Genomic DNA, 26,102 nt, shown 5'->3' with positions numbered 1-26,102 from the left:
CGATCTCCTGCGGTGGCGCCCCGGGGACGCCACCTCGCTTCCGTTCCTCCGGTGCCGGCCCGGCCGCTGCGCGCGGACCGGTGCCGCGCCCGCTAGTTGCGGATCAGCAGCACGCCCCCGGCGATCACCACGGCGAGCACCAGCGCGGCCACGCCGTAGACGAGCCGGTGGGCGCGCAGGGCGGGCAGGAAGCGGTCGACGGCGTAGCGGCCGGGGCCGGTCAGCGCCAGCGCGGCGGCACCGCCGGTCAGCAGCAGCTCGTACTCCACGCCCTCGGGGGCGAAGAAGCCGCCGCCCCACTTCACGACCAGGGCGTTGATCATCGTGCCGACGACCGCCGCACCGGCGAGCGGCGTGAGCAGCCCGATCGCGAGGCCGAGCCCGCCGAGGGTCTCGCTCAGACCGGCGATGACGGCCATCGTCTTGCCCGACGGATAGCCGCTCATCGTGAAGAACTGCGCGGTTCCGTCCAGGCCGCCGCCGCCGAACCAGCCGAACAGTTTCTGGGCGCCGTGCACCGCCATGGTCAGGCCGAGCACGAGCCGGAGCAGGAACAGCCCGGTGTCGTAGCCGTGCGGCGAGGCGGTGTGGTGCGTCGGCGCACCGGTGCGGGTGGGCTGGAGAGTGCTGAGGGGGGACGTCATAAGAAGCGCTCTTTCCCGTCTCGGGTCGGGGCCGGCAGGCCGGGGAGAATTACTTGAAAGTTCAAGCCACTGCTCACGACGATACACAGTGCTTCAACCCTGAACAACCACGCGCGGGGCGAACCCGAGGAGTTCCCTCCGGTTCGCCCCGCATCAGCCCACGTCAGGGCGGGAACGGCGACATCAGGCCAAATCCGGCGCCGGCCGGTCAGCGGTTCGGTCGGCGATCCGCCCCGGACGGCACCGGCCGGCGGTCCCGTGCTGTGGCGCGCTCCCCCACGGCGCCGGTCCGGACCACCGGCCACAGGTCAGACGGTCACCTCGCCGCAGGTCAAGGGCAGGGCCGCGGTCCCAGGGGCGCCGGGGGCGCCGGTACGGGCGAAGGTGATCCAGGTGGCGCGCAGCGCGTTGCCCAGCGTTTCGACCTCGTCCCAGGGCGTCTCCCCGAGCATCGGTGATTCCCGCCAGGCCGCCCGGGAGCCCAGGAGGAGCGGCAGCTCGACACAGTGGGTGGCGCCGAAGGGCGAACCGGCGGGCCGCCAGTCGAGGCGGTAGGTGTGCACCCGGGCACCGGCCCGCGCGAGCCGCTCCCCGAACTCGGCGAGCGGTACGGCGTACACGTGCCGGGTCAGCTCGGAGGTGTCCGCGTCGGTGCCGACGAACGCGGTCATGTCATCGGCGTTCCAGCCGTACAGCACGTCCAGGCCGCGCACGTTCTCGTCGAAGTCCGCCCCCGGTGAGCCGGCGGGGCCGGTGCCCTCGACGGGGGCGAACGGCGGCTGCACCGCGTCGGCGGACCGCTCCAGGTTGGCCACCGCGGTCTCCGCCTGGGCCGCCAGGATCGCGGCGAGACCGGCGGTACGCGGTTCGGCCGCGTCTCCCTCCCCGGTGCCCGCTCCGGCGGCGAGCCGGTCCGCGAAGATCTGGCCGAGGGCGGCGGCGTCGGCGCGGGGACGCAGTGCGAGCGCGAGCGGTGCGCTCTGGAGGATGGCCCGGTGGAACAGCCCCCGGGCCTCGGGCAGTTCCATCAGCAGCCGGATGGACACGCCTCCCGCGGACTGCCCGAAGACCGTGACGTTGCCGGGGTCGCCCCCGTACGCGGCGATGTGCGCCCGCACCCAGCGGAGCGCTTCGAGCTGGTCGTACAGGCCGAGGTTTCCCTCGCTGACCCCTTCCAGATACAGGTATCCGAGCGCGCCCAGACGGTAGTTGACGCTGACGACCACCACATCGCCCTGGGCGCTGAGCGCGCTTCCGTCGTACCAGTCCAGAAGGCCGGCGCCGCTGCTGAACCCACCGCCGTGGAACCAGACCAGCACCGGCCGGGCCCCGCCGTCGCGGGCCGGTGTGGTGATCGACAGGTTCAGACAGTCCTCGCCCTGCGGGTGCTTGTCGCGGGCCGGGCCCATCACCGCTTCGAGCCTGGACGGCGGTTGCGGACAGATCTCGCCGCTCGACGGGCGCGAGTCGTCGGCGGCCACCGGGCGGGGCCGTGCGAAGCGCTCCGCGGTCGCATAGCGGATCGGCCCGGTCCGGACCACCGCTGCGTCGGTCTCGGTCATGCGTTACCTCCAAGGTCGGCAGGCCCCACTCCCGCGTGCGGGGACCCGCGGTCGGCGGGACCGGCGAGACACGGCACGCCGGATGCGGCACGCGGGTGCCGGGGGTACCCGCCGGCACCCCACTGAATCTACGGCTCGGCCCCCAGGGCGACGGCGCGGGTCGGACATACATCCAGACCCGCATCTCAGACGTATGCATCGGATGGGCCGGGCGGACGGCTCCGGTTCGCGGATCCGGCATACGCATCCGCACGCCGCTCGGACGCGCGGACCGGACGTACGGACCGGCCGCCCCGGCACCCCCGCGGCTCAGACCCCGGAGAGGGATTCCGCCCGGACCGCGGCCGGTTCCTCCGAACCTTCCGGTACCAGGCGGAACAGCGCGACGGCACCGACGAGGCTGATGGCGCAGATCACCACGAGGTACCAGGTCACGCCGGTCGACGAACCGCCGGAATTCAGCAGCGCGGTGGAGATCATGGGAGCCAGCCCGCCACCGAGAATGGCGCCGCTCTGGAGAATCACCGAGGAGCCCGAATACCGGACATGGGCGGGGAACGTGTCGGCGATGATGCCGCCCTGCACGCAGTGCGTCACCGGAATGATGAGGCCCATCCCGAGCAGGGCCAGTACCGCGAGGACGGAATTTCCCGTATTGAGCAGCGGGAAGAAGGCCACGCACCACACCAGAATCGCGGCGGACCCGGCGATGAACATCGTGCGCCTGCCGTGCCGGTCGGCGAATTTCGTCCACAGCGGTATGGTCGCGAACCACAGCACGGCGGCCGCGGTCACACTCAGGATGAGGAACTGCTTGTCGTAGCCGAGCTGTTGGGTGCCGTAGGACAGCGCGAACACCATGAACACATAGGCGACGGCGGAGTTCGCGACCACGGCGAGCAGGGTGAGCGCCAGCCGGGGGAAGCCGACCTTGAGGGATTCCAGCAGCGGGAATCTGACCACGTTCTCCTGGGCGAGTACGCGGTTGAAGGACGGGGATTCGGTGACGCGGAGCCGGATCAGCAGACCCACCGCGACGAGGACGAAACTCAGCAGGAACGGAATGCGCCAGCCCCACGAGGTGAACGCGCCGTCGCCCAGGAGCGCGTTGGTGACCAGGAAGATGACGTTGGCCAGGACCAGCCCGGCGGGCGTGCCCATCTGCGGGAATCCCGCGTACAGATTCCGTTTGCCCGCCGGCGCGTGCTCCATCGACATCAGCGTCGCCCCGGCGCCCTCGCCGCCGAGACCGATGCCCTGGATGATCCGCAGCGCGACGAGCAGCACCGGCGCCCAGAATCCGATCGAGTCGTAGTTCGGAATGGCGCCGATGAGGGTGGACCCGACGCCCATCAGCACGAGGGAGACCACCAGGGTCGCCTTTCGCCCGATGCGGTCACCGAAGTGGCCGAAGACCAGACCGCCGAGCGGACGGGCGATGAAGCCGACGGCGAATGTGCTGAATGCCGCGAGGGTGCCGGCCGCGGGGCTCAGCGAGGGAAAGAACTGCTTGTTGAAGATCAGCGCGGCGGCCGTGCCGTACAGAAAGAAGTCGTACCACTCGAGCGTGGTACCGGCGAGCGTCGCGACGGCGGTTCTGCCGGGCGTGGATCCGGCACCGCCCGGAGTTTCTTCGTGAGGTGAATTTTTCACGGGGTGACCTATCACTTGGGTGCCTGCGGGCATTCGCTCCACAGCGCCGCGACGACGGCCGGTATTCATACGTCCTCGGACGGAACCGGGCGTTCATATGTCGTTAACGGTGGATCCTGACCCCGTGAGACATCACACACCAATGCCGAATCCGGGCCCCGATATAGCAATCCGGGTATAGCGAAAATACTCACCGACCCGGCGGCCGCTTCCGAGAGCAGGTATGCCCATACGGATATGGCTCTGCACAGGAAGTGCATTTGTCCGGCATGGCGGTGCGGATCACAGTGGGAGCCATGACGGCAGAAACTGGGCGGTGGATCCGCAACTTCGTTGACGGAGTGTTCGTAGAACCCGATGAGGACCGTGGCTTCGACAAGGTCGATCCGGCCACCGGGCTGGTGTTCGCCCGGGTGCACGAGGCAGACAGTTCCCTCGTGGACCGCGCCGTGGCCGGGGCCCGGCGGGCCCTGGACGAGGGGTGGGCCAGGACGCCGGTGCGCGAGCGCGCCGCGCTGCTGCGCCGCGCCGCGGACCGCATCGAGGAACGCTTCGAGGAGTTCGTCGCCGCGGAGATCGCCGATACCGGCAAACCGGTCACCCAGGCGCGCGAACTCGACGTCGCCCGCGCCGTCGCGAACTTCCGCAGCTTCGCCGACGTGGTCGCCGCCGCGGGGCAGGAGTCGTTCCTCACCGACCTCGCGGGCGGCCGGCAGGCCCTCAACTACGCGGTGCGCAAGCCGCTGGGCGTGGTCGCGGTCATCGTGCCGTGGAACCTGCCGCTCCTGCTGCTGACCTGGAAGGTCGCCCCGGCGCTGGCCTGCGGCAACGCGATCGTCGTCAAGCCCAGCGAGGAGACGCCCGCCACCGCCACCCTGCTGGCCGAGGTACTGGCCGAGGTCGGGCTGCCCGCCGGTGCGTACAACGTCGTCCACGGGTTCGGGGGCGACTCCGCGGGCGAGTACCTCACCTCCCACCCGGGGATCGACGGCGTGACCTTCACCGGGTCGTCGGCGACCGGTTCGCACGTCATGAAGACCGTCGCGCCCCGGGTCCGTCCCGTGTCGTTCGAACTCGGCGGGAAGAACGCCGCCATCGTCTTCGACGACGTCGATCTCGACGAGGCGCTCACCGGGCTGACCAAGTCGGTCTTCACCAACACCGGTCAGGTGTGCCTGTGCACCGAGCGGGTCTACGTCCAGCGGTCGGTGTTCGCCGACATCGCCGACGGCCTCGCCGAGCGCGCCCGGCGCCTCCGGCTGGACCGTCCGACGGACGAGCGGACCACGACCGGCCCGCTGATCTCGCAGCAGCACCGGAACAAGGTGCTCGGCTACTTCGAACTGGCCGAACAGGCCGGCGCGAAGGTGCTCACAGGTGGCGGCATACCCCAGCTGGGGCCCGAACTGGCCGGCGGTTCATGGATCGAGCCGACGCTGTGGACCGGGCTGACCAACGCCGACCGTGCCGTCCGCGAGGAGATCTTCGGCCCGGTGGCCGCGCTCATCCCCTTCGACACCGAGGCGGAGGCGATCGCCCTCGCCAACGACACCGACTACGGCCTCGCGGCCTCGGTGTGGACCAACGACCTGCGCCGTGGCCACCGCGTGGCGCAGGCGATGAACGTGGGCATGGCCTGGGTCAACACCTGGTTCCTGCGTGATCTGCGCTCCCCCTTCGGCGGGGTCGGGCTCTCCGGCATCGGCCGCGAGGGCGGCGCGTCCTCGCTGCACTTCTACACCGAGCCGACGAATGTGTGCGTACAGCTGTGACCGATGCACCTGATGTGACAGACGCGACCGGCCGCCCCGGCACCCACGCCGCGCGGATCGACGCCGCCGTGGCGCGGCTGACCACCGCCGCCGCCACCGGGACACCGTGTGCACCGGTCCGGGAATTCCTGGGCGGCACCGATATCGACGCCGCCTACGAGGTGCAGCGGCGGCTCGCCGAGGCCAGGACCGCCGCCGGAGCGCGGGGGGTGGGCGCCAAGATCGGGCTCACCGCACCCGCCGTGCAGCAGCAGTTCGGCGTCTTCCAGCCGGACTTCGGGGTGCTCTTCGACGACCTGACGTTCGCCCACACCGAGCCGGTGCCGCTGCGCCGGTTCCTCCAGCCGCGCGCCGAGGGCGAGATCGCCTTCGTGCTCGGCCGCGATCTCGACCGGCCCGGCGCGAACGTCGCGGACGTACTGCGGGCCACCGAGTTCGTGCTGCCCGCCATCGAGATCGTCGACTCCCGGATCGAGGACTGGGACCTGTCCATCACCGACACCGTCGCGGACAACGCCTCCAGCGGCGCGGTCGTCCTGGGCACCACGCCGTACCCGCTGACCGGGCGCGATCTCTCCCGGGTCGGTATGACGCTCCGCCGGGACGGCGAGCCGGTCTCGTTCGGCGCCGGGCACGCCTGTCTCGGGTCGCCGGTCGTCGCCGTGGCCTGGCTGGCACGCGAACTGGTCCGGCGGGAGCGGCCGTTGCGGGCCGGCGACGTGGTCATGTCCGGGGCGCTCGGGCCGATGGTGCCGGTCACCGGACCTGGGCGGTTCCGGCTGGAACTGGACGGACTGGGCGAGGTCGAGGCAGCCATCGAGGAGGAAACCAAGTGAGCTCCACAGCATCCGGCACCATCCCGGTCGCCGTCATCGGCTCCGGCAACATCGGAACCGACCTGATGATCAAGGTGATGCGGCTGTCGAAGACGCTGCGCATGGGCGCGATGGTCGGCATCGACCCGGACTCCGACGGGCTCGCCCGCGCCGCCCGGCTGAAGATCGCCACCACCCACCGCGGTATCGACGGACTCGTCGGCCTGCCCGAGTTCGCCGACATCAAGGTGATCTTCGACGCGACCTCCGCCAAGGCCCATGTGCGCAACGCCGAGATCGCGCGGGAGCACGGGAAGCTGATGGTCGATCTGACCCCCGCGGCCCTGGGTCCGTTCGTGGTGCCGTCGGTCAACCTGGACGAGCACCTGGCCGCCCCCGACGTCAACATGGTGACGTGCGGCGGCCAGGCCACCATCCCCGTCGTCGCCGCGATCTCCCGGATCGCCCCGGTGGCGTACGGCGAGATCGTCGCCTCCATCTCCTCGAAGTCGGCCGGGCCGGGCACCCGGGCCAATATCGACGAGTTCACCGAGACCACCAGCGAGGCGATCCGCGTGGTCGGCGGCGCCTCGGTGGGCAAGGCCATCATCGTGCTCAACCCCGCCGAGCCCCCGATCGCCATGCGCGACACGGTGCTGTGCCTCGTGGAGGGCGCCCTGACGCCCGAGGACCGGGAGCGGATCGCCGCCTCCGTACGGCAGATGGCCGCGGCCGTCCAGGAGTACGTACCCGGCTACTCGCTCAAGCAGGACGTGCAGTTCGACCCCGTCGAGGACACCGTCGTCCCCGCCCTGGGACGGCGCTTCACCGGGGTCAAGGTCTCGGTGTTCCTGGAGGTGCTCGGCGCGGGCCACTACCTGCCCGACTACGCCGGCAACCTCGACATCATGACCTCCGCCGCGGTCCGGACCGCCGAGAAGATCGCCACACTCCGAGGATGGGTGAACGCATGAAGATCTATGTGCAGGACGTGACCCTGCGCGACGGCATGCATGCGATGGGGCACATGTACACCGTCGACCAGGTGCGCCGGATCGTGTCCGCGCTGGACCGGGCCGGAGTCGCGGCCATCGAGGTCGCGCACGGTGACGGCCTCGGCGGATCGAGCGCGAACTACGGTTTCGGCGCGCACAGCGACGAGGAGTGGATCGAGGCCGCCGCCGACTGCGTACGGAACGCGAAGCTGACCACCCTCCTGCTGCCCGGGATCGGCACCATCGAGCATCTGCGCCGGGCGCACGCCCTCGGCGTGTGGAGCGTACGCGTCGCCACCCACTGCACCGAGGCCGACGTCAGCGCGCAGCACATCGCCTGGGCCCGGGAGAACGGGATGGATGTGTCGGGATTCCTGATGATGAGCCATCTGAACTCCCCCGGTGACCTCGCCCGGCAGGCGGCGCTGATGGAGTCCTACGGCGCCCACTGCGTGTACGTCACGGACTCGGGCGGGCGCCTGACGATGCGGGACGTGGCCGAGCGGGTCGACGCCTACCGCCAGGTGCTGGACGACGACACCGAGATCGGCATCCACGCCCACGAGAACCTCTCCCTGTCCGTCGCCAACAGCGTGACCGCCGTGGAGCACGGCGCGTACCGCGTCGATGTGGCGCTGGCGGGCCAGGGCGCCGGGGCCGGGAACTGCCCGGCGGAGCCGTTCATCGCGGTCGCCGACCTCCTGGGCTGGGAGCACGGCTGCGACCTGTTCGCGTTGCAGGACGCCGCCGACGACATCGTCCGCCCGCTGCGCAACCGCCCGGTGCAGGTGGACCGCGAGACCCTCACCCTCGGCTACGCCGGTGTCTACTCCAGCTTCCTGCTGCACGCCGAACGCGCCGCCGAACGCTATGGGCTCGACACCCGGCAGATCCTGCTGGAGGCCGGCCGGCGCCAGATGGTCGGCGGCCAGGAGGACCTGATCGTGGACATCGCACTGGACCTGGCCGCGCGCGGCGCGGCCCCGACCGACGGGAGCGGCAAGTGACCCCGGCAGAAACCATCGGCGTTCTCGCGGAGCGGCTGGACACGGCGCAGACGTCCCGGACCGACACCCCGAGCCTCGCCGACACCCATGAGTTCGGCATCGACGACGCCTACGCGATCCAGGCGGCGCTGCTGGCGCGCCGGGAGGCGCGCGGCGAGCGGATCGTGGGGGTCAAGCTGGGCTTCACCAGCAAGGCCAAGATGGCGCAGATGGGCGTCTCCGACGTGATCGTCGGCCGGCTCACCGACGAGATGCGCATCGCGGACGGCGACGATGTCGACCTGTCCCGTTTCATCCACCCGAAGGCGGAGCCCGAGGTCGCCTACCGGCTCTGCCGTGACGTGGACCTGGACGACCCCCTGACGGACATCGAGTCCTGCGTGGACGCGCTGGCACCGGCGATCGAGATCATCGACTCGCGGTACCGGGACTTCCGGTTCACCTACACCGACGTCGTCGCGGACAACACCTCGGCCGCAGGCTTCGTCATCGGCCCCTGGCGCCCCGTCGAGAGCGTGGCCAACCGGGCGGTGCGGCTGCGTACCGGGGAGACGGAGGCGGTCGGCTCGACCGCCGCCATCCTCGGCGACCCCGTCCACGCGCTGCACGCGCTGCTGGACATGTGCCGACGCCGGCGCATCCCGCTGCGCGCCGGACAGGTGGTGCTCGCGGGCGCGGCGACGGCGGCGGTGCCACTGGCGGCCGGGGTCACCACGTGCGAGGTGGCGGGCATCGGATCCGTCACGTTGAAGGGACTGTGATGAGCGCTTCGGGGATACCGGACAGCACGGGGACACCGAGCGGTTCACGGGTACTGGCGGGACGGGCCACGCCACGCGGACGCTTCCCGCATGTGAAGGTCGTCGGCGACCTGGTCTTCGTCTCCGGCACCAGCTCGCGCCGGCCCGACAACACCTTCGTGGGCGTCGAGGCCGACGAACTCGGCACCACCCGCCTCGACATCCGGGCGCAGACCCGCGCGGTGATCGAGAACATCCGGGGCATCCTCGCCGAGGTGGGCGCGGACCTCTCCGACGTCGCCCAGATCACCACCTATCTGGTGTCCATGAACGACTTCGGCGGCTACAACGAGGTCTACGGCGAGTACTTCGACGAACAGGGACCGACGCGGACGACCGTCGCGGTGCACCAACTGCCGCACCCGCACCTGCTGATCGAGATCCAGGCCATCGCCCATTTGCCGCGGAACAACCAGCCACGCACGTCGAACGGCACGGAGGTGCTCTCATGACCGGCATTCCCCAGGTCATCGATTTCCAGGGATGGATCACCGAGAACGAGCACCTGCTCAAGCCCCCGGTGAACAACAAGACCATGTTCCTGGGCAAGGACTTCATCGTCCAGGTGGTCGGCGGGCCCAACCAGCGCACCGACTACCACCTCGACCCGTACGAGGAGTGGTTCTACCAGGTCAAGGGCGATATGCACGTCAACGTCATGACCGCGGAAGGACCGCAGACCGTGCACATCAGGGAGGGCCAGGCATGGCTGCTCCCCGGTGACCTCCCGCACTCCCCGCAACGGCCCGACGCCGGATCGATCGGCCTGGTCATCGAGCGGGTCCGGGAAGAGGGCACCCTGGAGAAGTTCCAGTGGTACTGCCTCGACTGCGCCGCGCTGATCCACGAGATCGAGTTGCAGGTCCGGGACATCGTCGAGGACCTGCCGCCGGTCTTCACCGAGTTCTACGAGAACGAGAAGGCGCGGGTCTGCCCCCAGTGCGGCGCCCTGCATCCGGGGAAAGGCTGACCGTGGACCGCATGATCGACATCCACACCCACTATGTGCCGCGCGGCTGGCCCGATCTGCGGGCCGAGGCCGGACCCGACGCGCCGTGGCTGCGGATCGAGTCCGAATCCGAAGCCATGATCATGATGGGCTCGAAGGAGTTCCGCCGGATCCAGGCCGACTGCTGGGACGCCGGCACACGGCTGCGGGACATGGACGCCGACGGCGTACAGACCCAGGTCGTCTCCCCGACGCCGGCGTTCTTCACCTACGGGCGCAGCGGCGAGCAGGCGGCGAAGGTCGCGCGGATCTTCAACGACCTCGCGCTGGAGATCGTCGCGCCCGCGCCGGACCGGCTCATCCCGTTCTGCCAGGTGCCGTTGCAGGACCCCGACGCGGCCTGCCGTGAGCTGGAGAGGTGCGTCGCCAACGGGCACCGCGGCGTCGAGATCGGCAACCACGTAGGCGATCTCGACCTCGACAGCGAGGGCGTGGTCACCTTCCTCCAGCACTGCGCGTCGCTGGACGTACCGGTGTTCGTGCACCCGTGGGACATGGCCAGTTCGCCGCGGCTCGACCGCTGGATGGCGCAGTGGCTCACCGCGATGCCCGCCGAGACCCATCTGTCGATCCTCGCCCTGATCCTGGGCGGCGTCTTCGACCGGATCGACGAGAGCCTGAAGATCTGCTTCGCCCACGGCGGCGGATCGTTCGCCTTCTGGCTCGGCCGGATGGAGAACGCGTGGCACGGCCGCCACGACGTCATCGGCACCTCGGAGTTCCCGCCCTCGCACTACCTGGGCCGCTTCTACGTCGACTCGGTCGTCTTCGACGACCGCGCCCTGCGGCTGCTGGTCGACACGGTCGGCGCGGACCGTGTGATGGTGGGCAGCGACTACCCGTATCCGCTGGGCGAACGCCCGGTCGGCGACGTCGTCCGCAAGAGCCGGTTCCTCGACGACACCGGCCGCCAACTGATCACCCGCGGCAACGCGGAACGCTTCCTGGGCCTTGCCGGGAGCTGACGGTACGCCGGGCTGACGGCAGGCGCCTTGGCCGGTCCAACGGGCCATCAGGCCAGCGGGCCAGCGGGCCAGCGGTCTAACAGGAGGTGCCTTCGGAATCCCCGCCGGAGGCACCTCCGCCCGCGTTCCCGGACGCCCCTCCGGGGGCCTCTCCGGGTACGTCCGCGGACGTGTCCTGGGGCGCCATCCCGGCCGCGATCTCCTCAAGGCTCCGGATCAAGGCCTCGGCGGACGGGCTCAGCGTGCGGGCGGCCGGCAGGGTCAGCCCGACGCTGTGCCCGATCGGCTCCAACGGGACCGACAGGCGGGCGATCCGGGTGTCGTCCCGGGTGATCAGGCTGGGCAGCGCCGCGACGACATCGGTCTCCAGCAGCAGTTGCCGCACCGTCAGGAACGACGTGGTCTCGACGCGGTTCATCGGCAGCGCGATCCCGTGCCGGGCGAAGAACTCCTCGATCTCCCGCCGCAGGGCGGTCTCCGCCCCCGGCAGGATCCACGGATAGTCCGCCAGATCCGCGAGATCCACATTCGGCCGCCCGGCGAGCGCGTGCGACGCCCGGACCACCAGTTCGACCGACTCGTCGTAGAGCTTGCGGCGCACGATCCGCTCGTCGGAGGGGACGGTCAGCCGGCCGACGATGAAGTCGACCCGGCCCGCCTCCAGCTCCAGCAGCAGCGCCTCGGGCGACGCCTCCCGGACGACCACCGTCAGATACGGGCGTTCCTTCTTGAGCGCGGCGATGGCCCGTGGGAGGAGCACATTGGATCCGGCCAGGTGCGTGCCGACGATCACCGTTCCGCGGTCGGCGTCGGCCAGCTCGACCACATGACGGCCCGCCTGCGCCAACTGGGCGAGCACGGCACGGGCATGCTCGGTGAACGCCTCCCCGAAGACCGTGGCGGTGATCCCCCGGGGCCCGCGTTCGAACAGCGGAACCCCGAGGATGTCCTCCAGCTCGTGCAGACTGCGCGTCGCCGCCGGCTGCGTCACATGCAGCTCCGCGGCGGCACCGACGACACTCCCCTGCCGGCAGAGCGCATCGACGAGCACCAGATGGCGGAACTTCAGCCGGCCGTCCAGAAGGCGGGGGATCTTCACCCCGCGACTCTATCTGCGCCCCGCCCCGACGGCCCGGAGCGGGCTCACCACGCGGAACGGTCCCGGGATCGCGGAGTGTCCACGCGCGACGGAGTCACCCAACCCAGCACGTCGGACGTCCACACGGTCCCCGGAGCTCACGTGACCCCGCCTCGAACGAGCCGGGCCGACGGGGGATGAGTTCCCCGTCAGCCGGCACCGGGGACGACGGGTCTCACCGGCTCGCGTCCTTCCCGCGGTGCGCGGGGTCGGGGCTGCACAGCCAGCCGTTGACGGCGAAGCGGCTGTCCGCGCGCTGCTTGCTCGGGCAGCTGACCGGCCGTACCTCGTGCCAGGCGGTGGGGCGGAAGAACACGATGCTGTCGTGCTCGGGCGCCCAGTCCCGCCAGGTGCGCTCCGCCCACTTTCCGGTTGTCCCGGTGTGCAGCGGCATGGCGGCGTCGAACACCCGCAGCTCGCCCCCGTTGAAAGGCCGGGGAGTGCGATGCAGGTAGTACACGAATGTGAGCAGACGCCGGGGAGCGAACTCGGCGCTGGTGTCCTGGTGCGGCCGGTAGAAGTCGCCGTCATTGTGCAGGTTGAGGCTGTAGTGGGGTTCGGTGTACCGGCAGGAGACCCCCAGAGTGTGCTCGACCGCCTCCAGTACCTCATCGATGGCCGCCAGCAACTCAGGCGCGGCGAAGTCCTGGCACGACCGGGACCGGCGAACGTCGGGGGCCACCTCCCGGTCCCGAATCATGGAGGGCTTCGACGTGTCGCCGGCGGCGGCGATGGCGCGCTCCAGTAGGGCGCCGGCCGTCCGCTCACCCAGGAACTGGGTGATGCGGCAGACCGTCACCGGAAGCCGCCAGATCGCGCCCGTACCCACCGGCGACAGCTGATCCACCGCCTCGGACGGATCCGCCACGGTGTCGCGCCGCGCCAAGGTGTCCCGCTTTGTCATGGTGTCCTGCCTTCTGGATCGCGAGGGGTGTTCCGCGGGGCTCCCTCTCGGGGGTGGGCGGCGGCCGCGGGACGCGCTCGGCCCGGGACGCGCCCATGGTCACCGGCCGTCCGGCCCTCCGACCGCCGGAGCGTTACAGCAGTCCATCCGGCGTCGTCACACGGCGTCGGGCGCGTGCGCGCTCGCGGCTTCTCGCAGCCGATCCACTTCGGCCGTGAGCTCCTCCACGCGGCGGTGCAGTGCCTGGACGCACACCAGGGCGACGCCGAGGCCGTCGACGACGGGAATGGTGGTGTCGTCCTGGTTGAAGCCGAAGGCAGCGTGCCAGTCCTGCGCCATCGGCCCGAGGTGGCGCACCTCTTCGGGCTCCCAGAGGTATCGCCAGGTACTGACGGGCAGCGCGGCCACGGCCTCCAGCACCGCGTAGCCGTTGACCGCACCGACCGGAGCCACCGCACCGCTCTCCCGCCCACCGGCCGAACGACGGGCCAGGGCACCGCGGTCGGCCGCCCGGGACCGCCGGTGGAAGATCCGCACCCTCACCGGCTCCAGTCGACCGGGACCACGTCTTGCTTGAGCCCGCGATCACTGCAAATGGCGCACGGGGAGTTCGGGACACCGGGGCCCTGGTCGGTGCCGACCGTGATCGCTCCGTGGGCCCCGACCGGGGCGTGGACACCGTCGCCGACCATCGCGGCTTCGTAGCCTCCCAGCAACTCCTGGAGGGTTCCGGGACCCAGGTTCTCCGGAGCCGTGATCGCGGCCACACCGTCGTAGTCGGTGTAGGCCGCCCCCAGCGTCCGGCCGCCGATGGTGGCGAACACGATCTTCGCACCGCGGATGGGCTCCCCGGTCACCGCGTCGGACGCCATCGCCTGGATGTTCTCCAGTTGCATCTGAGTGACGTTCAGGGTGGCCTGGCTGGTCGTGAGCCTGGTCGGCTTCAGGCTGGGGCATTCCGCCCCACTGCACGACGCCGACGGGGTGGCCGCCGACGCGGTGACACCGCTCCCCGCGCCCAACGACGCCAACGCCGCGGCCATCACCGCGACGGTCTTACGACCCACAAAGCTCATGTCCACTCCCCTGGGAACCGCCCGAGCGTGATCCGTACCAGCTCATGACGGCCGGAACGCCTGGGCGCGTGCAGCAAGCGACGGATGCCGCCCCCTCCGGACGGCGCAAGCGACCGTATCCACGCCCCTCCGGCCCAACCAGCGGACAAACGCAATTTCCCGCTATCTGATGAACCACCAGTAGGAGGGTGACGAACGCGATCGACGCATACGAGCCAATGAACGACCGCCGAGGGACCTACCGCGATCGGCTCACCACCGCAATGGCGTGTGGGAGTACCCGCCCTCCGGGAGGACGGGTACTCGCACAGCGCCGTATCGGCGATCGGCCTTTCGGGCACGACCGTCAGTCAGGTCTTTCGGGGCCTTCGGGTCCTTCGGGTCCTTCGGGTTCGCCAGGCACTTCAGGCGCTCCAGTTCCTCCGGTGATCGCAGAGCGTCGCGACTCTGTGATCGTTAGGAGGGGCGGCGACGGCGCCGACTCATGGGCCAGGGTGGATCCACCGTCCGGACCCCCCGCCGTCCGGAGAACGGCACGGTGGCCCCGTCACCGGAATTCGCCACCAGGTATGACGCCATCCTGAGCGCTGCGGGCAAACCGGCCGCCCTGGCACGGGCCGCCCTGGCGGACACCCATGACGCTCTCCGCCCCGCACCAACTCCCGCCCGACGCGGGAAAGTTCCTCGCCGGGCGACTCCAGGTAGTCGATGACCTCAACTCCCTGCTGACGGCGGCGAGGCAGGTCGGCACCGCCCTCACCGTGGCCCTCAACGGCCCGCCCGGACCGGGCAAAGACACCCTCGCCGTCCGGCCAGCTCACAAGATCTCGACCAGCGCGGCACCCCGACAATGGCCCGCCGGCTCGACGGGCACCTGGCACTCCTCGTGGGTGGCCAGTGCGGGGTCGGCCATAAGGGCGGCGGCCAGCGGGTCATACATGACACAGTCGCGGCGGCGACCGTCAAGCTACGAGTAGATCCCGACGTAGCCACCAGGACCTGCGACGCCTACCGGACAGCGGGGGTGCACAGGGTGGCGATACCGTCCAGCCGGTCTCCGTCCAGCCACGCCAGAGCCCAGTGACGTCCATCGGCACCGTCATCATGGCCAAGCCTGCGCGGAGCACTTCCTCACCGCCTCGGGGTCGTGTCAGACGTTGGCGCCCGCCCCAGGCGCTTGTGTTGCCCGGGCCCTTGAATACGCCATCCCATGTAGACGATGCCGCGCAACAACGCGGGGAGCGTGGGTCCCCGCCGTAGCAACGCCAGTCCGATGCCCGTCAACGGCACGAGCGCCAGCACAGCGAGTTCGCCCGGCCGATCACCGGCCGGCCGTACCAGTCGCCCCGCCACCGACCTCCACGAGGACAGCGGGCTGGTCAAGCGGTGTGGCGCGCGCTAGCGCTCAGCAGGGGCAACGCCCCTCATAGGGGGCCGTGCGGGATGTCGCTCGCGACCTGCGACAACAGCATGATCATTTGGGAGCCATTTGGGAGGCACGGTGGTGAGCCGAGTCCGTGCCAGGGCCGTCCGAGACGGTACGCGGGGCGCGAGCGCATAACGAAGGCCCAGGCCAGAGACATGCCCTGACCTGGGCCTTCGGCGTCATTCGCGCTGGTAGCGCTGGTGGGCACAGACGGATTTGAACCGCCGACATCTGCTTTGTAAGAGCAGCGCTCTACCGCTGAGCTATGCGCCCTGGCCGAGCCGACAGACTACCTTGCCACCTGGGCTGAACTGCAAACCCGTGCTCGAATTGCGAACTTACCGGCCGGTGTGTTCGTTCCGTCGAGTGGGAGAATAAAAGTCGGCCCTGGGGCGATCCGATCGGGAGAGGGATGTGACGGCGACACACACGCAGCCGTACGAGCAGCGAGCACGCCGTCGGCCCCGTGGGGGCCCGGTCCGGGATGTGGTGGCACTGGCGCTGCTGCCTTTGCCCTTGTTGCTGGCGATGGCGCCCGCGTCGTTCGCGGGTGGCGGTACACGCCGCTGGTTCGGGCGCGGGGAGGATCTGCGCGCCGATGCGCAGGCGGCGAAGGATGCCGCGGCGGCGGCGTTCTACGAGCTGGACACCGCGCAGCGGGATCTGCGGATCTCGATAGAGACGATCACCGCGGTGGACAGTTCGCCGTCGGCACGGGCCGTCGCGGAGGAGTACCAGGGCTTCGGCAGGCGGATCGACGAGGTGAGCCAGGGCTACATCACCGCCGTGGATTCGCACGATCTGGACCGCGACGATCTGGACGGCGCCGCGGTGTCGCGGGCCCGCGCGGACCTGACCCGGGCCAGGGAGGAGCTGGAGCGCGTCAAAGGTGAGCTCGACCGGTTCACGCAACGGCTGGGGCCGCTGTTGCAGACCGCCGAGACGCAGCTGGCGCGGCTGGCTCCGGCGGTGGAGCGTGCCCGGCAGGCACTGCTGGCCGCCAGCAATGCCCTGGACACGGTCCGTGGCAAGGGCCTGAAGGCCGACGACCTGGCGGCCCGGCTGGCGGCGCTCGCGCCGGAGCTGACCAAGCTGAACCAGGGCGCCGGGCAGCACGGCGTACAGGAGACGGTCCAGCGCGCCGGTGAGGTGCTGCGCAAGGCCGAGGACGTCCGGACCGAGGCCGAACGGCTGCCGGAGCGGGCGGCGGAGATCGATAAGCGGATGGTGTCGCTGCGGACCCGGACGCAGGCCATCACGACGCGGGCCGAGAAGGTCGATCCGGTCCTCAGTGAGCTGCGCCGGCGGTACAGCGCGGCGTGCTGGCAGGACCTCCAGCACGTACCGGAGCAGGCCGCGCAGTCCGTCAAGCAGGCCGAGGTCACGCTGCGGGAGGCGCAGCAGGCGCGCGACGAGCAGCGGTGGGCGGACGCCACCAGCCGACTGGCGACGGTACGGGCGCTGCTGAACACCACCGATGAGGCGGTGTCGGCGGCCGGCGGCCGGCTGCAACGACTGGACTCGGTGTCGTTCGACCGGCAGAAGGAGATCGAGCGGACACGCTTCGCCGTCCGGGACGCGCAGCGGCTGGCGATGGCCGGACGCAGCACCCCCGACCCGCGGCACGCCCGGCCCCTGGACGATGCGGTGGCCCGGCTGGACCGCGCGGTCGCGGGCTTGGAGGGCCGGCATCCGGACTGGTGGCATTTCCTGACCGAGACCGAGGCCGTGCGTCAGACGGCGGCCCGGGTGGTGCAGGAGATCCGGGAGGCGCGGGGCATCTCGGGGGGCTGAGCAGCAGGGCGGTCCCGGACGGGGCGTGGGCCTGGTGTGCCCGGCTCTCCTCCTGCACCCACACGTGCCTGGATCTCCCGCCCCAGGACAGAGCAGGCGACTCACCCGGAACAGGGCACGTGGCCCATCCCGGACAGGACACGTGACGCACCCCGGACAAGTCGCGATGGCGTGATGCGGCATGCGGGCGGATGCTTGAGGTGAGTACGGCCCGGCGGCACATCTGCGCGAAGGGAGGCCGGACATGGCTACTGGGGCTACCGGTCAGGCTCTGCACAAGCCCTCGTTCCCTTTCCACCGGGGCAAGCTGCGTCACACCAAGCTCGATGAGCATCTGCCCGTCGACCACCGGCTCAGCCAGGTTTACCGCGTCGGCGCCGGGCTGACCGGGCTGGTCCTGCTCGCGTTCGGCATCCTCGGTCTGATCGACAAGATCGGGTTCTTCGACACGGGCGGTGCGACCGTAGCCGGGCTGAACACCAACGGCACCCTCAGCGTGCTCTCGATCATCGTGGGGATGCTGCTCTTCGGCGGCATGGTGATCGGCGGGAACTTCGCCTCGACCCTCAACATCGTGCTCGGCGTCGCCTTCCTGCTGAGCGGATTCGTGAATCTCGCCCTTCTGCAAACGAGCGCGAACTTCCTCGCGTTCCACCTGCAGAACGTGCTGTTCAGCTTCGCGGTCGGGCTGATGCTGCTGGTCTTCGGAATGTACGGACGGGTCAGCGGCGGCCTCACGCACGACAACCCGTACTGGCGCGCCCGGCACCCCGAGGAAGCGGCACGGCTGGCCCACGCGCAGGCGCACCCCGTCTCCGGTGTGACGGCCGCCCGGCAGGCTGCGCTCGGCCAGATCCAGGAGGAGTCGGACGAAGACCGCGGACGCCGTGAGCTCGGTTGATGCCCTCGTGGCGAGCTGTCTCTCGGCGCCTGCTGGACGGTGAAAGCATCGCCGGACGCCTTGAACGAGCCGTCACCACCAGTGTCTTCGCGGTCGCCTTCCCCGGTGACCGGGAAGGTGCTCCGACCCGCGCGGGGCTGGAGATGCTGGACGCTCAGCCCGGCACCGTCGTGCGCTGACCAGCACCACGGCTAACCTGTGGCCATGCCTCGTTACGAATACCGATGCCGGCCTTGTAGCTCCACCTTCGAGCTGAACCGGCCGATGGCCGAGTCCTCCGCCCCGGCAGTCTGCCCCGACGGACACGAGGACACCGTGAAGCTGCTCTCCACGGTCGCCGTCGGCGGCGCCGCGAGCGCCCCCGCCCCCAGCGGCGGTGGGGGCAGCTGCTGCGGAGGCGGCTGCTGCGGCTAGCGCACGTCGCACGACCGGCCCGGCCCCGTAGCATCCAGCCGGCCCCGGCGCGCTCAACTCGCCGCGCTGTACGGCATGCCGTTACCGGACTCCCGCGGAGAGCCCACTACGCGGGAGTCCCGCCCTGCCGCTCTGCTTCCCGTGCGGGAGGCGCCCCTGCGTCAGGCGGTCCGAACTAAACGGCTGAGCCTGCGTCCTCAGCCCCCAACCCTGGGCCGTAACCGTGGCCCACCCACGGGCCCCAGCCCCGCCTCCGCGTCTGACCGCTCCTACCGCCTACGTGCCACCGTCACTCCGTCTGCGACGGTGAGCATCACCGCCTCCATCCGGTCATCTGCCACCACGTGGTCGTTGAACTCCCTGATCGCCACGGCGGAGCCACTCGCCGCCGGATCGGTGACCTGCCCGTGGAACAAGACGTTGTCCGCGACGATCAGACCACCGGGCCGCAGCCGGGGCACCAGTTCCTCCCAGTACGCGATGTAGCCGGCCTTGTCCGCGTCGAGGTAGGCGAGGTCGATGTGGGGCTCGGTCGGCATCCCTCGCAAGGTTTCCAGAGCGGGCGCGATCCGCAGCTGGATACGGTCCGCGACTCCGGCCTTCGCCCATGCCTCACGGCCGTACGCCGTCCATTCCTCGGACACATCGCAGGCGATCAGTGTGCCGTCCGCGGGCAGCGCCTGGGCCATGGACAGCGCGGAGAATCCGGTGAACGTCCCCACCTCGACAACATGCCGAGCCCCGATCAACCGCACCAGGAACGCGAGCAGCGGCCCCTGCTCGGGCGCCGACTGCATGCCCGCCGAATCGGGGAACTGCTGATGCGTCCGCTCCACGAGCTCCCGCTGCACGGAGTCCAGCTGGGGATTGTGGGCGAGAACGTAGTGGTACATCTCCGCCGTGATCGGCGTGGCCTTGGACTCGGTCACTGACTCTCCTCTTGATCCAGGACGACGGTCCCGGCCGGCTCCGGAAGGCGCGGTCGGCCGTTTCGGCGAGACTAACCGAGCGGTCTGCGCAACTGTCCGCTTCCCCGTCCCCGCCCGAACATTGCTCCATTCCCCCTCCGCTCTTCTCCTCGCCTCGTTCATGTCCCCAGGTATCGCAGCACGGCCAGCACCCGGCGTGAATAGCCCGACGTGCCGGTCAGCCCGAGCTTCTCGAAGATCGCGTTGATGTGCTTTTCCACCGAGCTCTGGGAGATGTGCAGCCGGACGGCGATCGCCGCGTTGGTATGCCCCTGCGCCATCTGTCCGAGCACCTCACGCTCACGAGCCGTGAGCGTGCCCAGCGGATCCGAACGGCTGCTGCGCATCAGCAACTGCCGTACGACTTCCGGGTCGAAGGCCGCCTGCCCGGCCCCGACCCGCTCCAGTGCGTCCAGGAACTCGTCCACCTGGACCACCCGATCCTTGAGGAGATAACCGACCCCCTCACTGTCGTCGGTCAGCAACTCCGTTGCATAGCGGCGCTCGACATACTGCGACAGGACCAGCACCCCGACGCCCGGCCACCGCTCCCTGATCTGCACCGCGGCCCGCAGTCCCTCATCGGTGTGCGTGGGCGGCATGCGGACGTCCACGACCACTGCGTCCGGCTGGCTTCCTTCCCTCCCCGCCCGCTCCAGCACGGCGATCAGCTCATCGGCGTCCGCGACCGCGGCCGCGATCTCGTGTCCCTCCTCGGCCAGGAGCCGTACCAGGCCCTCCCGCAGCAGGGTCGAATCGTCGGCAAGCATTACGCGCACGGCAGCTCCGCGGTGATGATGGTGGGTCCGCCGGCCGGGCTGTCCACCCGGAACCGGCCGTCAAGGGCTGCGACCCGGCGGGCCAGCCCGAACAGGCCACTGCCGGAGGAATCCGCGCCGCCCGCTCCGTCGTCCTCGATGTGCACGAGCACGCCGTCCTCGCCCTGGGCGACGCGGACCGTTATCAGCCCGGCTCCCGAGTGCTTGACGGCGTTGGTGACCGCTTCGGAGACCACGAAGTAGGCGACCGTCGCCACCGCGGTCTCCGGGTCGCGGTCCATTCCGTAGTCGAGGTGAACGGGGATGGCGGAGCGCTCGGCGACCGTCTCCAGGGCGGCCCTCAGCCCGGCCTCGTCCAGCACCGTCGGATACACCCGCCACGCCACCTCACGCAGTTCGGTGAGGGCCTGCCGGCTCTCTTCGTGTGCCTGGCGCAGGAGTTGGTCGGCTCGCATCTCGTCCTTGCTGCGCAGCGCACGGCCGAGCAGCATTCCGAGAGCCACCAGCCGCTGCTGCACCCCGTCGTGCAGATCGCGCTCGATGCGGCGGCGCTCGTCGTTGACCGCGGCGATGACGCCGGCCCGGCTGGACGACAACTGCGCGATACGAAGCTCCAGTTGTTCGTGAGGGCTGGGTCCGAGGCAGCGCCGCGCCAGCTTGGCTTCCAGACCGGCGACACCGAAGGTGCCCTGGAGACTGAGAAAGAGAAGAAAGAGGCCGGCGACGCTCGACATCAGGACGGTGCCGGGGTGGCGGACATCGGCGACCATCAGCCATGCGTACAGCCACAGCGTCCCGTAGACGGCGCCGATGAGCACGGCGACCAGGACGAGCGCCCCCAGCAGCCCCAGCGCCCAGCGCAGCGACAGATACTCCAGTGCGCGACGGTCGGTGTAGGAGGCCGAGGTGTCGGCCGCGACATAGATACGGAGCCGACGGCGGTTGGCCTCGGTCAGGGTCCGCACGGCGGCGGTCACGGGGCGCAGGACCGCTCGACGGCCGCGCGGCCAGGCGAGTACCAGCAGCAGGGACACCCCGGAGAGCACGACGAAGGGGAGCTCGGCCACCGCCATCACGGCACCGAGCATCAGTCCTGTCGCGAGGCGCAATCCGCGCCGTGCAATTCCCCACATGATCGAAACGCTAGCCGCAGCCCGCCCTCCCGCGTACTGCGGAAAACCGCAGTCTTCTGTGCGGTGAACCGCAATGTGCCGACGACCGAGAATTCTTAGCTTTGAAGACATGATCGAGAGCATCGGAAACACCGCACCCGGCTGGATCACCGGCCTCATGGACACGCTCGGCGCACCCGGCGCGGGCCTGGCAATCGCCGCCGAAAACCTCTTCCCGCCGCTGCCGAGCGAGGTGATCCTGCCGCTGGCGGGGTTCGCGGCGAGCCGCGGCGGTATGCAGCTGTCCGCCGCGCTCGCGTGGACGACGCTCGGCTCGGTGACCGGCGCCCTGGCGCTCTACGGCGTGGGCGCGCTGCTCGGGCGCGAGCGCACGGTCGCGATCGCGTCGAAGCTGCCGCTGGTCAGGGGCTCCGACATCGCGAAGACCGAGCGCTGGTTCCAGCGGCACGGGACCAAGGCGGTGTTCCTCGGCCGGATGATTCCCCTCTTCCGCAGCCTGATCTCGATACCGGCGGGCGTCGAACGCATGCCGATTCCGGTCTTCCTCGCCCTGACCGCCCTCGGCAGCCTCATCTGGAACTCGATCTTCGTCCTCGCCGGCTATCTGCTCGGGGAGAACTGGGAGGAGGTGACGGGCTATGTGGATGTCTATTCGAAGGTGGTGCTCGTGGCGGCGGCCGTGGCGGTGCTGGGCTTTGTCTCCGTCCGTGTCAGCAGGCGCGGTCCAGGTCTGCGGCGCCGCGGATGAAGGCCCGCAGGATCTCCTCGCCCGCGGCGACACCGCGTTCGCCGAGCGCCGTGACATGCGGCGCGTGCCAGCCGGAGTCCGCCAGCTCGCCATGTCCTGGCCGCCAGCCATGGTCGGCCGCCAGCAACAGATCGGCGTCCAGAAGGGAGTCACCGGCCGCGAGAAACCCAGAGCCTCCCGTGCGGCGGGCGACCTCCGCGACGGCAGCGCTCTTGGTGAGCGGCTTCGGCACGGCATAGAGCTTGCGCGCTTGCAGGGACACGGCCCAACCGCGTTCGTCCGCCCAGCCGGTGAGGTCCTGCACCCAGGTGCGCGACAGCAGGGACCGCTCCACGACGAGATAGACGAAGAGGTCTTCGGCGACGCGCTCCTTGAGCAGCCAGGCCGGGTCGGCGCTGCGGATGAGGTGAGCGCGGACCTCCTCGAGAGGCGCGCACCGCGCGGCGATCCGCGCCGCGACCGCGCGCTGCCAGGCCAGGTCCGATTCACCCCGTACGAGCAGGTGGCCGCCATTGGCGCAGATGGCGAACTCCGGTGCCGGGCCGGGGAGATGGATGCGCCCGTACTGCTCGCGGGTGCGAGTGGTAGCCGGTACGAAGAGGGTCCTGCCGGCCAGTTCGGCGAGCAGCCCGGCCGCCGTCTCCGTCATATAGGACTGGGGCTTGCGTTCGTAGGTCTCGACGCACAGCAGCCGCGGTGCCTCGGCATCGGGCATGGCGAGATCCAGCGCGGCGGCCGAATAGATCAGGGTGCGGTCCAGGTCGCTGGCGACGATCGCGCTCATCAGGAGGCCACCGCCGTGCCGTCGGCGCCCGTGGCCCCGCGGGTGAAGCGGGGGTGGATCAATCCGACACAGGTATAGGGGAGTTCGTCGACCTCTTCGACGGGCACGCCCCGCTGTTCAGCCAGGAGGCGCACATGATCGAGATCGGCCCCGGCACCCCGCTGGGCAAGTATCTTCCAGGGAACCCGGCGCAGCAGCACGCGCGTGGTCTCGCCGACACCGGGCTTGACGAGGTTGACGTCGTGGATGCCGTATTCCGCGCTGATGCGTTCGACGGCCGCCCAGCCTTCCCAGGTGGGAGTCCGGTCGGTGGCGGCCAGTTCCTTCACATCCGTGGCGACGGCCTCGGCGACCTCGCCGAACCGCGCGCTGACCGCGTCCAGGAAGGCGCGCGACATGTCCGTGCCGGCCAGCTCTCGGTAGAACTTGGCGCCATGGAATTCGTCCGGGCCCACGAGATCGTCGCGCAGGACGGTCCGCGATATGAGCCCGGAAACGGTGGAGTTGAGGCAGGCCGACGGGATGAGGAAATCGTCGCGGGTGCCATAGGTCTCGACGCAGCCGCCCGGGTCGGCGAGCACGGCGATCCGTGGGTCGAAGCCCGGGAAGCCCTCCAGAGCTTGGGCGAGTTCGCGGGTGATGGCTCCCTTGCCGGTCCAGCCGTCCACGAAGACGATGTCGGCCGGATCGTGGTGAGCGGCCAGCCAGCGCAGTGCGGTGGTGTCGATACCCCGGCCACGCACGATCGAGACGGCGTAGTGCGGCAGCTCCAGGCCGTGTGTGTGCAGTGCCCAGCGGCGCATCAGCACGCCGACGGGGGTACCCGCCCGAGCCAGCGAGACGAGCACCGGCCGCGGTGGCTGGTCCCCCGTGCCCGTCCGGCGCGGTGTGCGCTCGGCGAGCACGGTCTCGGTGACGGCCCCGACGGCCCGCGCGATCCGGCTCGCGGAGCTCCGCAGCGCGCTGTGGAACAGTGCCTGGTACTCCTCGCTCGGCTGGTATTCCACGGGCAGCGACTCGGCGTAATGGGCACCACCGCGCTGTATCGCCTCCTCGCGTTCCTCGGTGGGCGCTTCCAGCGTGAGGCCGGACATGTCCTGCAACAGCCAGCCGACCTCGTCGGCGGTATAGGAGGAGAAGGCGGGGCCGCGCAGCGGCTCGGGGAGGGGCATGGAGGGGGCCTGTCGTTGCGGAGTGTGCGAAACGGCGGTCTCGTCCGCGATCCGGCCCACCGGTTCGGTCGGCACGCCGGACTGCGAGGCGGACGAAGGGCTGTACGACGGGATGACGGTCAGCAGCAGCCGGTCGGTCTGCGCGGCGAGCCGGTCCAGCAGTCCGCCGTCGGCGTACAGCTCGGGGAGGTCGCCGTGCGAGTCCACGACGGCCACGACGGCGCCAAAGCGGCGGGTCCGGTCGGCGCCGGCCGCGACGTTGTACGCGTACCGCTCCCCCGGCCCGTCGGCGGGTCGGTCGTGGGCGGGGAAGGACAGCCGGGTCCGTATCGCGTAGCCGGGGTCGTCCACGGCGAGCACCGGCGATCGGGTGGTGGTCGAGAAATAGACCGCCGCGCCCCCGACGGGCGGATCCTGCTCCCCTGCCCGCACCGCTGTGGTGCCGTTCCGCACCGGGGTGGCACCGCCGGCCGACAGTACGACGGCTCCGGCCGACGGCTCCGGGGTACCACCGTCACCGGCCCCGGAGACCTGGGCGTCCAGCGCTTCGGCGAGCCGCAGCGGCGTGTACATCAGTTCCTCGCTGCCGAGGACGAGGATGCGGCGGGCGCCGTCCAGGCGCTCCGCGAGCCGGGCCGCCATGGCCGGCAGCCGATCCTCCAGCCGCTCGCGGTGTTCCGGGGTGAAGCCGTGCCGTCCGCCGTCCGGCAGTCCGTCGGGCCAGCCGAGAGCGACGCGTTCGACATCGGCCCGCCGGCTGCTCACCGGCACCGGGCCGGAGCCGGATCCGAGCTCGGAAGCCACGTGCTCGGCGACGACACGCTCAGTGGCCCGTCCGGGGTGCTCCGGACGCTTCACGACCGCGGCCTCATGTGCGGCGACGAGTTCCTGGCCGCGCTCCAGGACGTCCGCCGGCAGCCGTACGCCACCCGCGGCCATGGCCACCAGATCGACGCGGGCGCCCAGCTCCGCCGCGAACTCCTCCAGATGCCGCCGGTCGCCCTCGGAGCGCATATCGACGAGTGCGACGACCACGTACCGCGCGCGCGGGAAGCGCGCGTGGAGCGCCTTGATCGTGTTCAGGACGGTCCGGCCGGTGGAGAACTCGTCGTCGACGAGCACCATGGGGCCATCTCCCGAGAGGAGTTCGCGGTCCTCCGGAAGCAGCAGGTGCGAGGTCGCGTGGCTGTGCTCCTCCTCGAAACCGCCCGCTCGCTCGACGCCCGCCACGGGACGGCGGGTGGAGTGCAGATACGGCGCGAGTGCCAGGCCGTCGGCCACCGAGTGGCCCAGGCCGGTGGCGGTCTCCGCGTAGCCGACGACGACGGAGCGGGCGGCGTCCGCGTCACCCAGCAGCTCCCGCACCCGGCGCCCCAGTCCGAGGCCGGCACCGTGGACCACGCCCGGTCGCTGTGGGACGTGCTTGCCCAGCACGTTCGACACGAGCAGGTGGGCCCGCTTGGGATTGCGTCGCAGCGCGAGCCCCAGCAGCTCTGGCAGTGCGTCCTCGCCCGTCAGCGAGACTCCGAGCCGGTCAGCGACCCATTCGCCCGTCCACACCACCCGTTCCGTCTCCTTCATCGTGTGCTTCGCCATGTCCCTCGCTGTCGTGTCCGCTGTCTTGTTCACCGCGTTGCGCACCG

Annotated in this window: 26 protein-coding genes and 1 tRNA gene; 13 read left to right on the top strand and 14 right to left on the bottom strand. The window is 70.5% G+C overall.

Going from position 1 to position 26,102, the window contains the following annotated elements; all coding sequences use genetic code 11:
- Window positions 1-92: 92 nt before the first annotated feature.
- From IH09_RS25470 to IH09_RS25460, 3 genes are all read right to left on the bottom strand, one after another.
- Window positions 93-644: a DoxX family protein gene (locus tag IH09_RS25470; protein WP_052859814.1), complete on the bottom strand. Its 552-nt coding sequence runs from the start codon at window positions 642-644 to the stop codon at window positions 93-95.
- A gap of 308 nt (window positions 645-952) precedes the next feature.
- Window positions 953-2,206, bottom strand: coding sequence for a carboxylesterase family protein (locus tag IH09_RS25465; protein ID WP_052859813.1), 1,254 nt, complete (start codon window positions 2,204-2,206; stop codon window positions 953-955).
- A 309-nt stretch (window positions 2,207-2,515) separates the two neighbouring features.
- On the bottom strand, window positions 2,516-3,859 hold the full coding sequence (locus tag IH09_RS25460) for an MFS transporter (protein WP_278192679.1): 1,344 nt from the start codon (window positions 3,857-3,859) through the stop codon (window positions 2,516-2,518).
- 296 nt (window positions 3,860-4,155) lie between these two features.
- On the opposite strand from IH09_RS25460, the gene IH09_RS25455 reads away from it, so the two are divergent.
- Genes IH09_RS25455 through IH09_RS25420 form a run of 8 tightly spaced genes read left to right on the top strand, consistent with a single transcriptional unit; the run spans window position 4,156 to window position 11,222 of the window.
- A complete protein-coding gene (locus IH09_RS25455) occupies window positions 4,156-5,631 on the top strand; it encodes a 2-hydroxymuconic semialdehyde dehydrogenase (RefSeq protein WP_052859836.1) in 1,476 nt (491 codons plus the stop codon).
- A 14-nt stretch (window positions 5,632-5,645) separates the two neighbouring features.
- Entirely contained in the window at window positions 5,646-6,467 is an 822-nt protein-coding gene (locus tag IH09_RS25450; protein ID WP_190233400.1) for a 2-keto-4-pentenoate hydratase, read from the top strand.
- Window positions 6,464-7,420, top strand: a complete 957-nt coding sequence (locus tag IH09_RS25445) for an acetaldehyde dehydrogenase (acetylating) (RefSeq protein ID WP_052859810.1) — start codon at window positions 6,464-6,466, stop codon at window positions 7,418-7,420. Before IH09_RS25450 ends, IH09_RS25445 begins: the two co-directional genes overlap by 4 nt.
- Window positions 7,417-8,448, top strand: coding sequence for a 4-hydroxy-2-oxovalerate aldolase (dmpG, locus tag IH09_RS25440; protein ID WP_052859809.1), 1,032 nt, complete (start codon window positions 7,417-7,419; stop codon window positions 8,446-8,448). Before IH09_RS25445 ends, dmpG begins: the two co-directional genes overlap by 4 nt.
- Entirely contained in the window at window positions 8,445-9,209 is a 765-nt protein-coding gene (locus tag IH09_RS25435; RefSeq protein WP_052859808.1) for a 2-keto-4-pentenoate hydratase, read from the top strand. The genes dmpG and IH09_RS25435 overlap by 4 nt, the downstream gene beginning before the upstream one ends.
- The gene (locus IH09_RS25430; RefSeq protein ID WP_052859807.1) at window positions 9,209-9,700 is read left to right on the top strand and encodes a RidA family protein; all 492 of its coding nucleotides are present in this window, start codon (window positions 9,209-9,211) and stop codon (window positions 9,698-9,700) included. The genes IH09_RS25435 and IH09_RS25430 overlap by 1 nt, the downstream gene beginning before the upstream one ends.
- Complete coding sequence (locus IH09_RS25425; protein WP_052859806.1) at window positions 9,697-10,218, top strand: 3-hydroxyanthranilate 3,4-dioxygenase; 522 nt, start codon at window positions 9,697-9,699, stop codon at window positions 10,216-10,218. The genes IH09_RS25430 and IH09_RS25425 overlap by 4 nt, the downstream gene beginning before the upstream one ends.
- Before the next feature lie 11 nt (window positions 10,219-10,229).
- Window positions 10,230-11,222, top strand: a complete 993-nt coding sequence (locus tag IH09_RS25420; protein ID WP_052859835.1) for an amidohydrolase family protein — start codon at window positions 10,230-10,232, stop codon at window positions 11,220-11,222.
- A 76-nt stretch (window positions 11,223-11,298) separates the two neighbouring features.
- Here the strand turns inward: IH09_RS25420 and IH09_RS25415 are convergent, their stop codons facing one another.
- From IH09_RS25415 to IH09_RS25395, 6 genes are all read right to left on the bottom strand, one after another.
- Window positions 11,299-12,321, bottom strand: a complete 1,023-nt coding sequence (locus IH09_RS25415) for a LysR substrate-binding domain-containing protein (RefSeq protein WP_052859805.1) — start codon at window positions 12,319-12,321, stop codon at window positions 11,299-11,301.
- 214 nt (window positions 12,322-12,535) lie between these two features.
- Window positions 12,536-13,264, bottom strand: coding sequence for a 2OG-Fe(II) oxygenase (locus tag IH09_RS25410; RefSeq protein ID WP_205379105.1), 729 nt, complete (start codon window positions 13,262-13,264; stop codon window positions 12,536-12,538).
- Between the two features lie 156 nt (window positions 13,265-13,420).
- The gene (locus tag IH09_RS25405) at window positions 13,421-13,807 is read right to left on the bottom strand and encodes a tail fiber domain-containing protein (RefSeq protein ID WP_244934306.1); all 387 of its coding nucleotides are present in this window, start codon (window positions 13,805-13,807) and stop codon (window positions 13,421-13,423) included.
- Window positions 13,804-14,340: a hypothetical protein gene (locus IH09_RS25400; protein WP_052859833.1), complete on the bottom strand. Its 537-nt coding sequence runs from the start codon at window positions 14,338-14,340 to the stop codon at window positions 13,804-13,806. Before IH09_RS25400 ends, IH09_RS25405 begins: the two co-directional genes overlap by 4 nt.
- A gap of 817 nt (window positions 14,341-15,157) precedes the next feature.
- On the bottom strand, window positions 15,158-15,280 hold the full coding sequence (locus IH09_RS40180) for a nucleoside hydrolase (RefSeq protein WP_143682265.1): 123 nt from the start codon (window positions 15,278-15,280) through the stop codon (window positions 15,158-15,160).
- 684 nt (window positions 15,281-15,964) lie between these two features.
- Window positions 15,965-16,039 (bottom strand) — tRNA-Val (locus tag IH09_RS25395).
- A 141-nt stretch (window positions 16,040-16,180) separates the two neighbouring features.
- Here IH09_RS25395 and IH09_RS25390 point away from each other — a divergent pair.
- The 4 genes from IH09_RS25390 (at window position 16,181) to IH09_RS25380 (ending at window position 18,875) form a co-directional block, all read left to right on the top strand.
- A complete protein-coding gene (locus IH09_RS25390) occupies window positions 16,181-17,560 on the top strand; it encodes a coiled-coil domain-containing protein (RefSeq protein ID WP_110952572.1) in 1,380 nt (459 codons plus the stop codon).
- Window positions 17,561-17,804: 244 nt separating this feature from the next.
- Window positions 17,805-18,461 (top strand): DUF4383 domain-containing protein, encoded by a 657-nt coding sequence (locus tag IH09_RS25385; protein ID WP_110952571.1) that lies wholly within the window; start codon window positions 17,805-17,807, stop codon window positions 18,459-18,461.
- Window positions 18,461-18,640, top strand: a complete 180-nt coding sequence (locus IH09_RS37885) for a hypothetical protein (protein WP_240150403.1) — start codon at window positions 18,461-18,463, stop codon at window positions 18,638-18,640. Before IH09_RS25385 ends, IH09_RS37885 begins: the two co-directional genes overlap by 1 nt.
- Window positions 18,641-18,665: 25 nt before the next feature.
- Window positions 18,666-18,875, top strand: a complete 210-nt coding sequence (locus tag IH09_RS25380) for an FmdB family zinc ribbon protein (RefSeq protein ID WP_052859803.1) — start codon at window positions 18,666-18,668, stop codon at window positions 18,873-18,875.
- 269 nt (window positions 18,876-19,144) lie between these two features.
- Here the strand turns inward: IH09_RS25380 and IH09_RS25375 are convergent, their stop codons facing one another.
- The 3 genes from IH09_RS25375 to IH09_RS25365 all read right to left on the bottom strand — a co-directional run bounded on the left by IH09_RS25375 (window position 19,145) and on the right by IH09_RS25365 (window position 21,755).
- A complete protein-coding gene (locus IH09_RS25375) occupies window positions 19,145-19,768 on the bottom strand; it encodes an O-methyltransferase (protein ID WP_205379108.1) in 624 nt (207 codons plus the stop codon).
- Window positions 19,769-19,962: 194 nt separating this feature from the next.
- The gene (locus tag IH09_RS25370) at window positions 19,963-20,613 is read right to left on the bottom strand and encodes a response regulator transcription factor (RefSeq protein ID WP_110952570.1); all 651 of its coding nucleotides are present in this window, start codon (window positions 20,611-20,613) and stop codon (window positions 19,963-19,965) included.
- On the bottom strand, window positions 20,613-21,755 hold the full coding sequence (locus IH09_RS25365; protein ID WP_190233399.1) for a sensor histidine kinase: 1,143 nt from the start codon (window positions 21,753-21,755) through the stop codon (window positions 20,613-20,615). The genes IH09_RS25370 and IH09_RS25365 overlap by 1 nt, the downstream gene beginning before the upstream one ends.
- 109 nt (window positions 21,756-21,864) lie before the next feature.
- Between IH09_RS25365 and IH09_RS25360 the strand changes: the two genes are divergently transcribed.
- The gene (locus IH09_RS25360) at window positions 21,865-22,503 is read left to right on the top strand and encodes a DedA family protein (protein WP_052859799.1); all 639 of its coding nucleotides are present in this window, start codon (window positions 21,865-21,867) and stop codon (window positions 22,501-22,503) included.
- Here IH09_RS25360 and IH09_RS25355 read toward each other — a convergent pair.
- On the bottom strand, window positions 22,466-23,287 hold the full coding sequence (locus IH09_RS25355) for an HAD family hydrolase (RefSeq protein ID WP_052859798.1): 822 nt from the start codon (window positions 23,285-23,287) through the stop codon (window positions 22,466-22,468). The two genes, IH09_RS25360 and IH09_RS25355, sit on opposite strands and share 38 nt — an antisense overlap.
- Window positions 23,287-26,055, bottom strand: coding sequence for a phosphoribosyltransferase (locus IH09_RS25350; protein WP_052859797.1), 2,769 nt, complete (start codon window positions 26,053-26,055; stop codon window positions 23,287-23,289). The genes IH09_RS25355 and IH09_RS25350 overlap by 1 nt, the downstream gene beginning before the upstream one ends.
- Window positions 26,056-26,102 lie beyond the last annotated feature (47 nt).

The organism is Streptomyces celluloflavus (genome assembly GCA_000720995.1).
In the GTDB taxonomy this organism is placed as follows: Bacteria; Actinomycetota; Actinomycetes; order Streptomycetales; family Streptomycetaceae; genus Streptomyces; species Streptomyces celluloflavus.
This window is presented reverse-complemented; position numbering and strand designations above follow the sequence as displayed.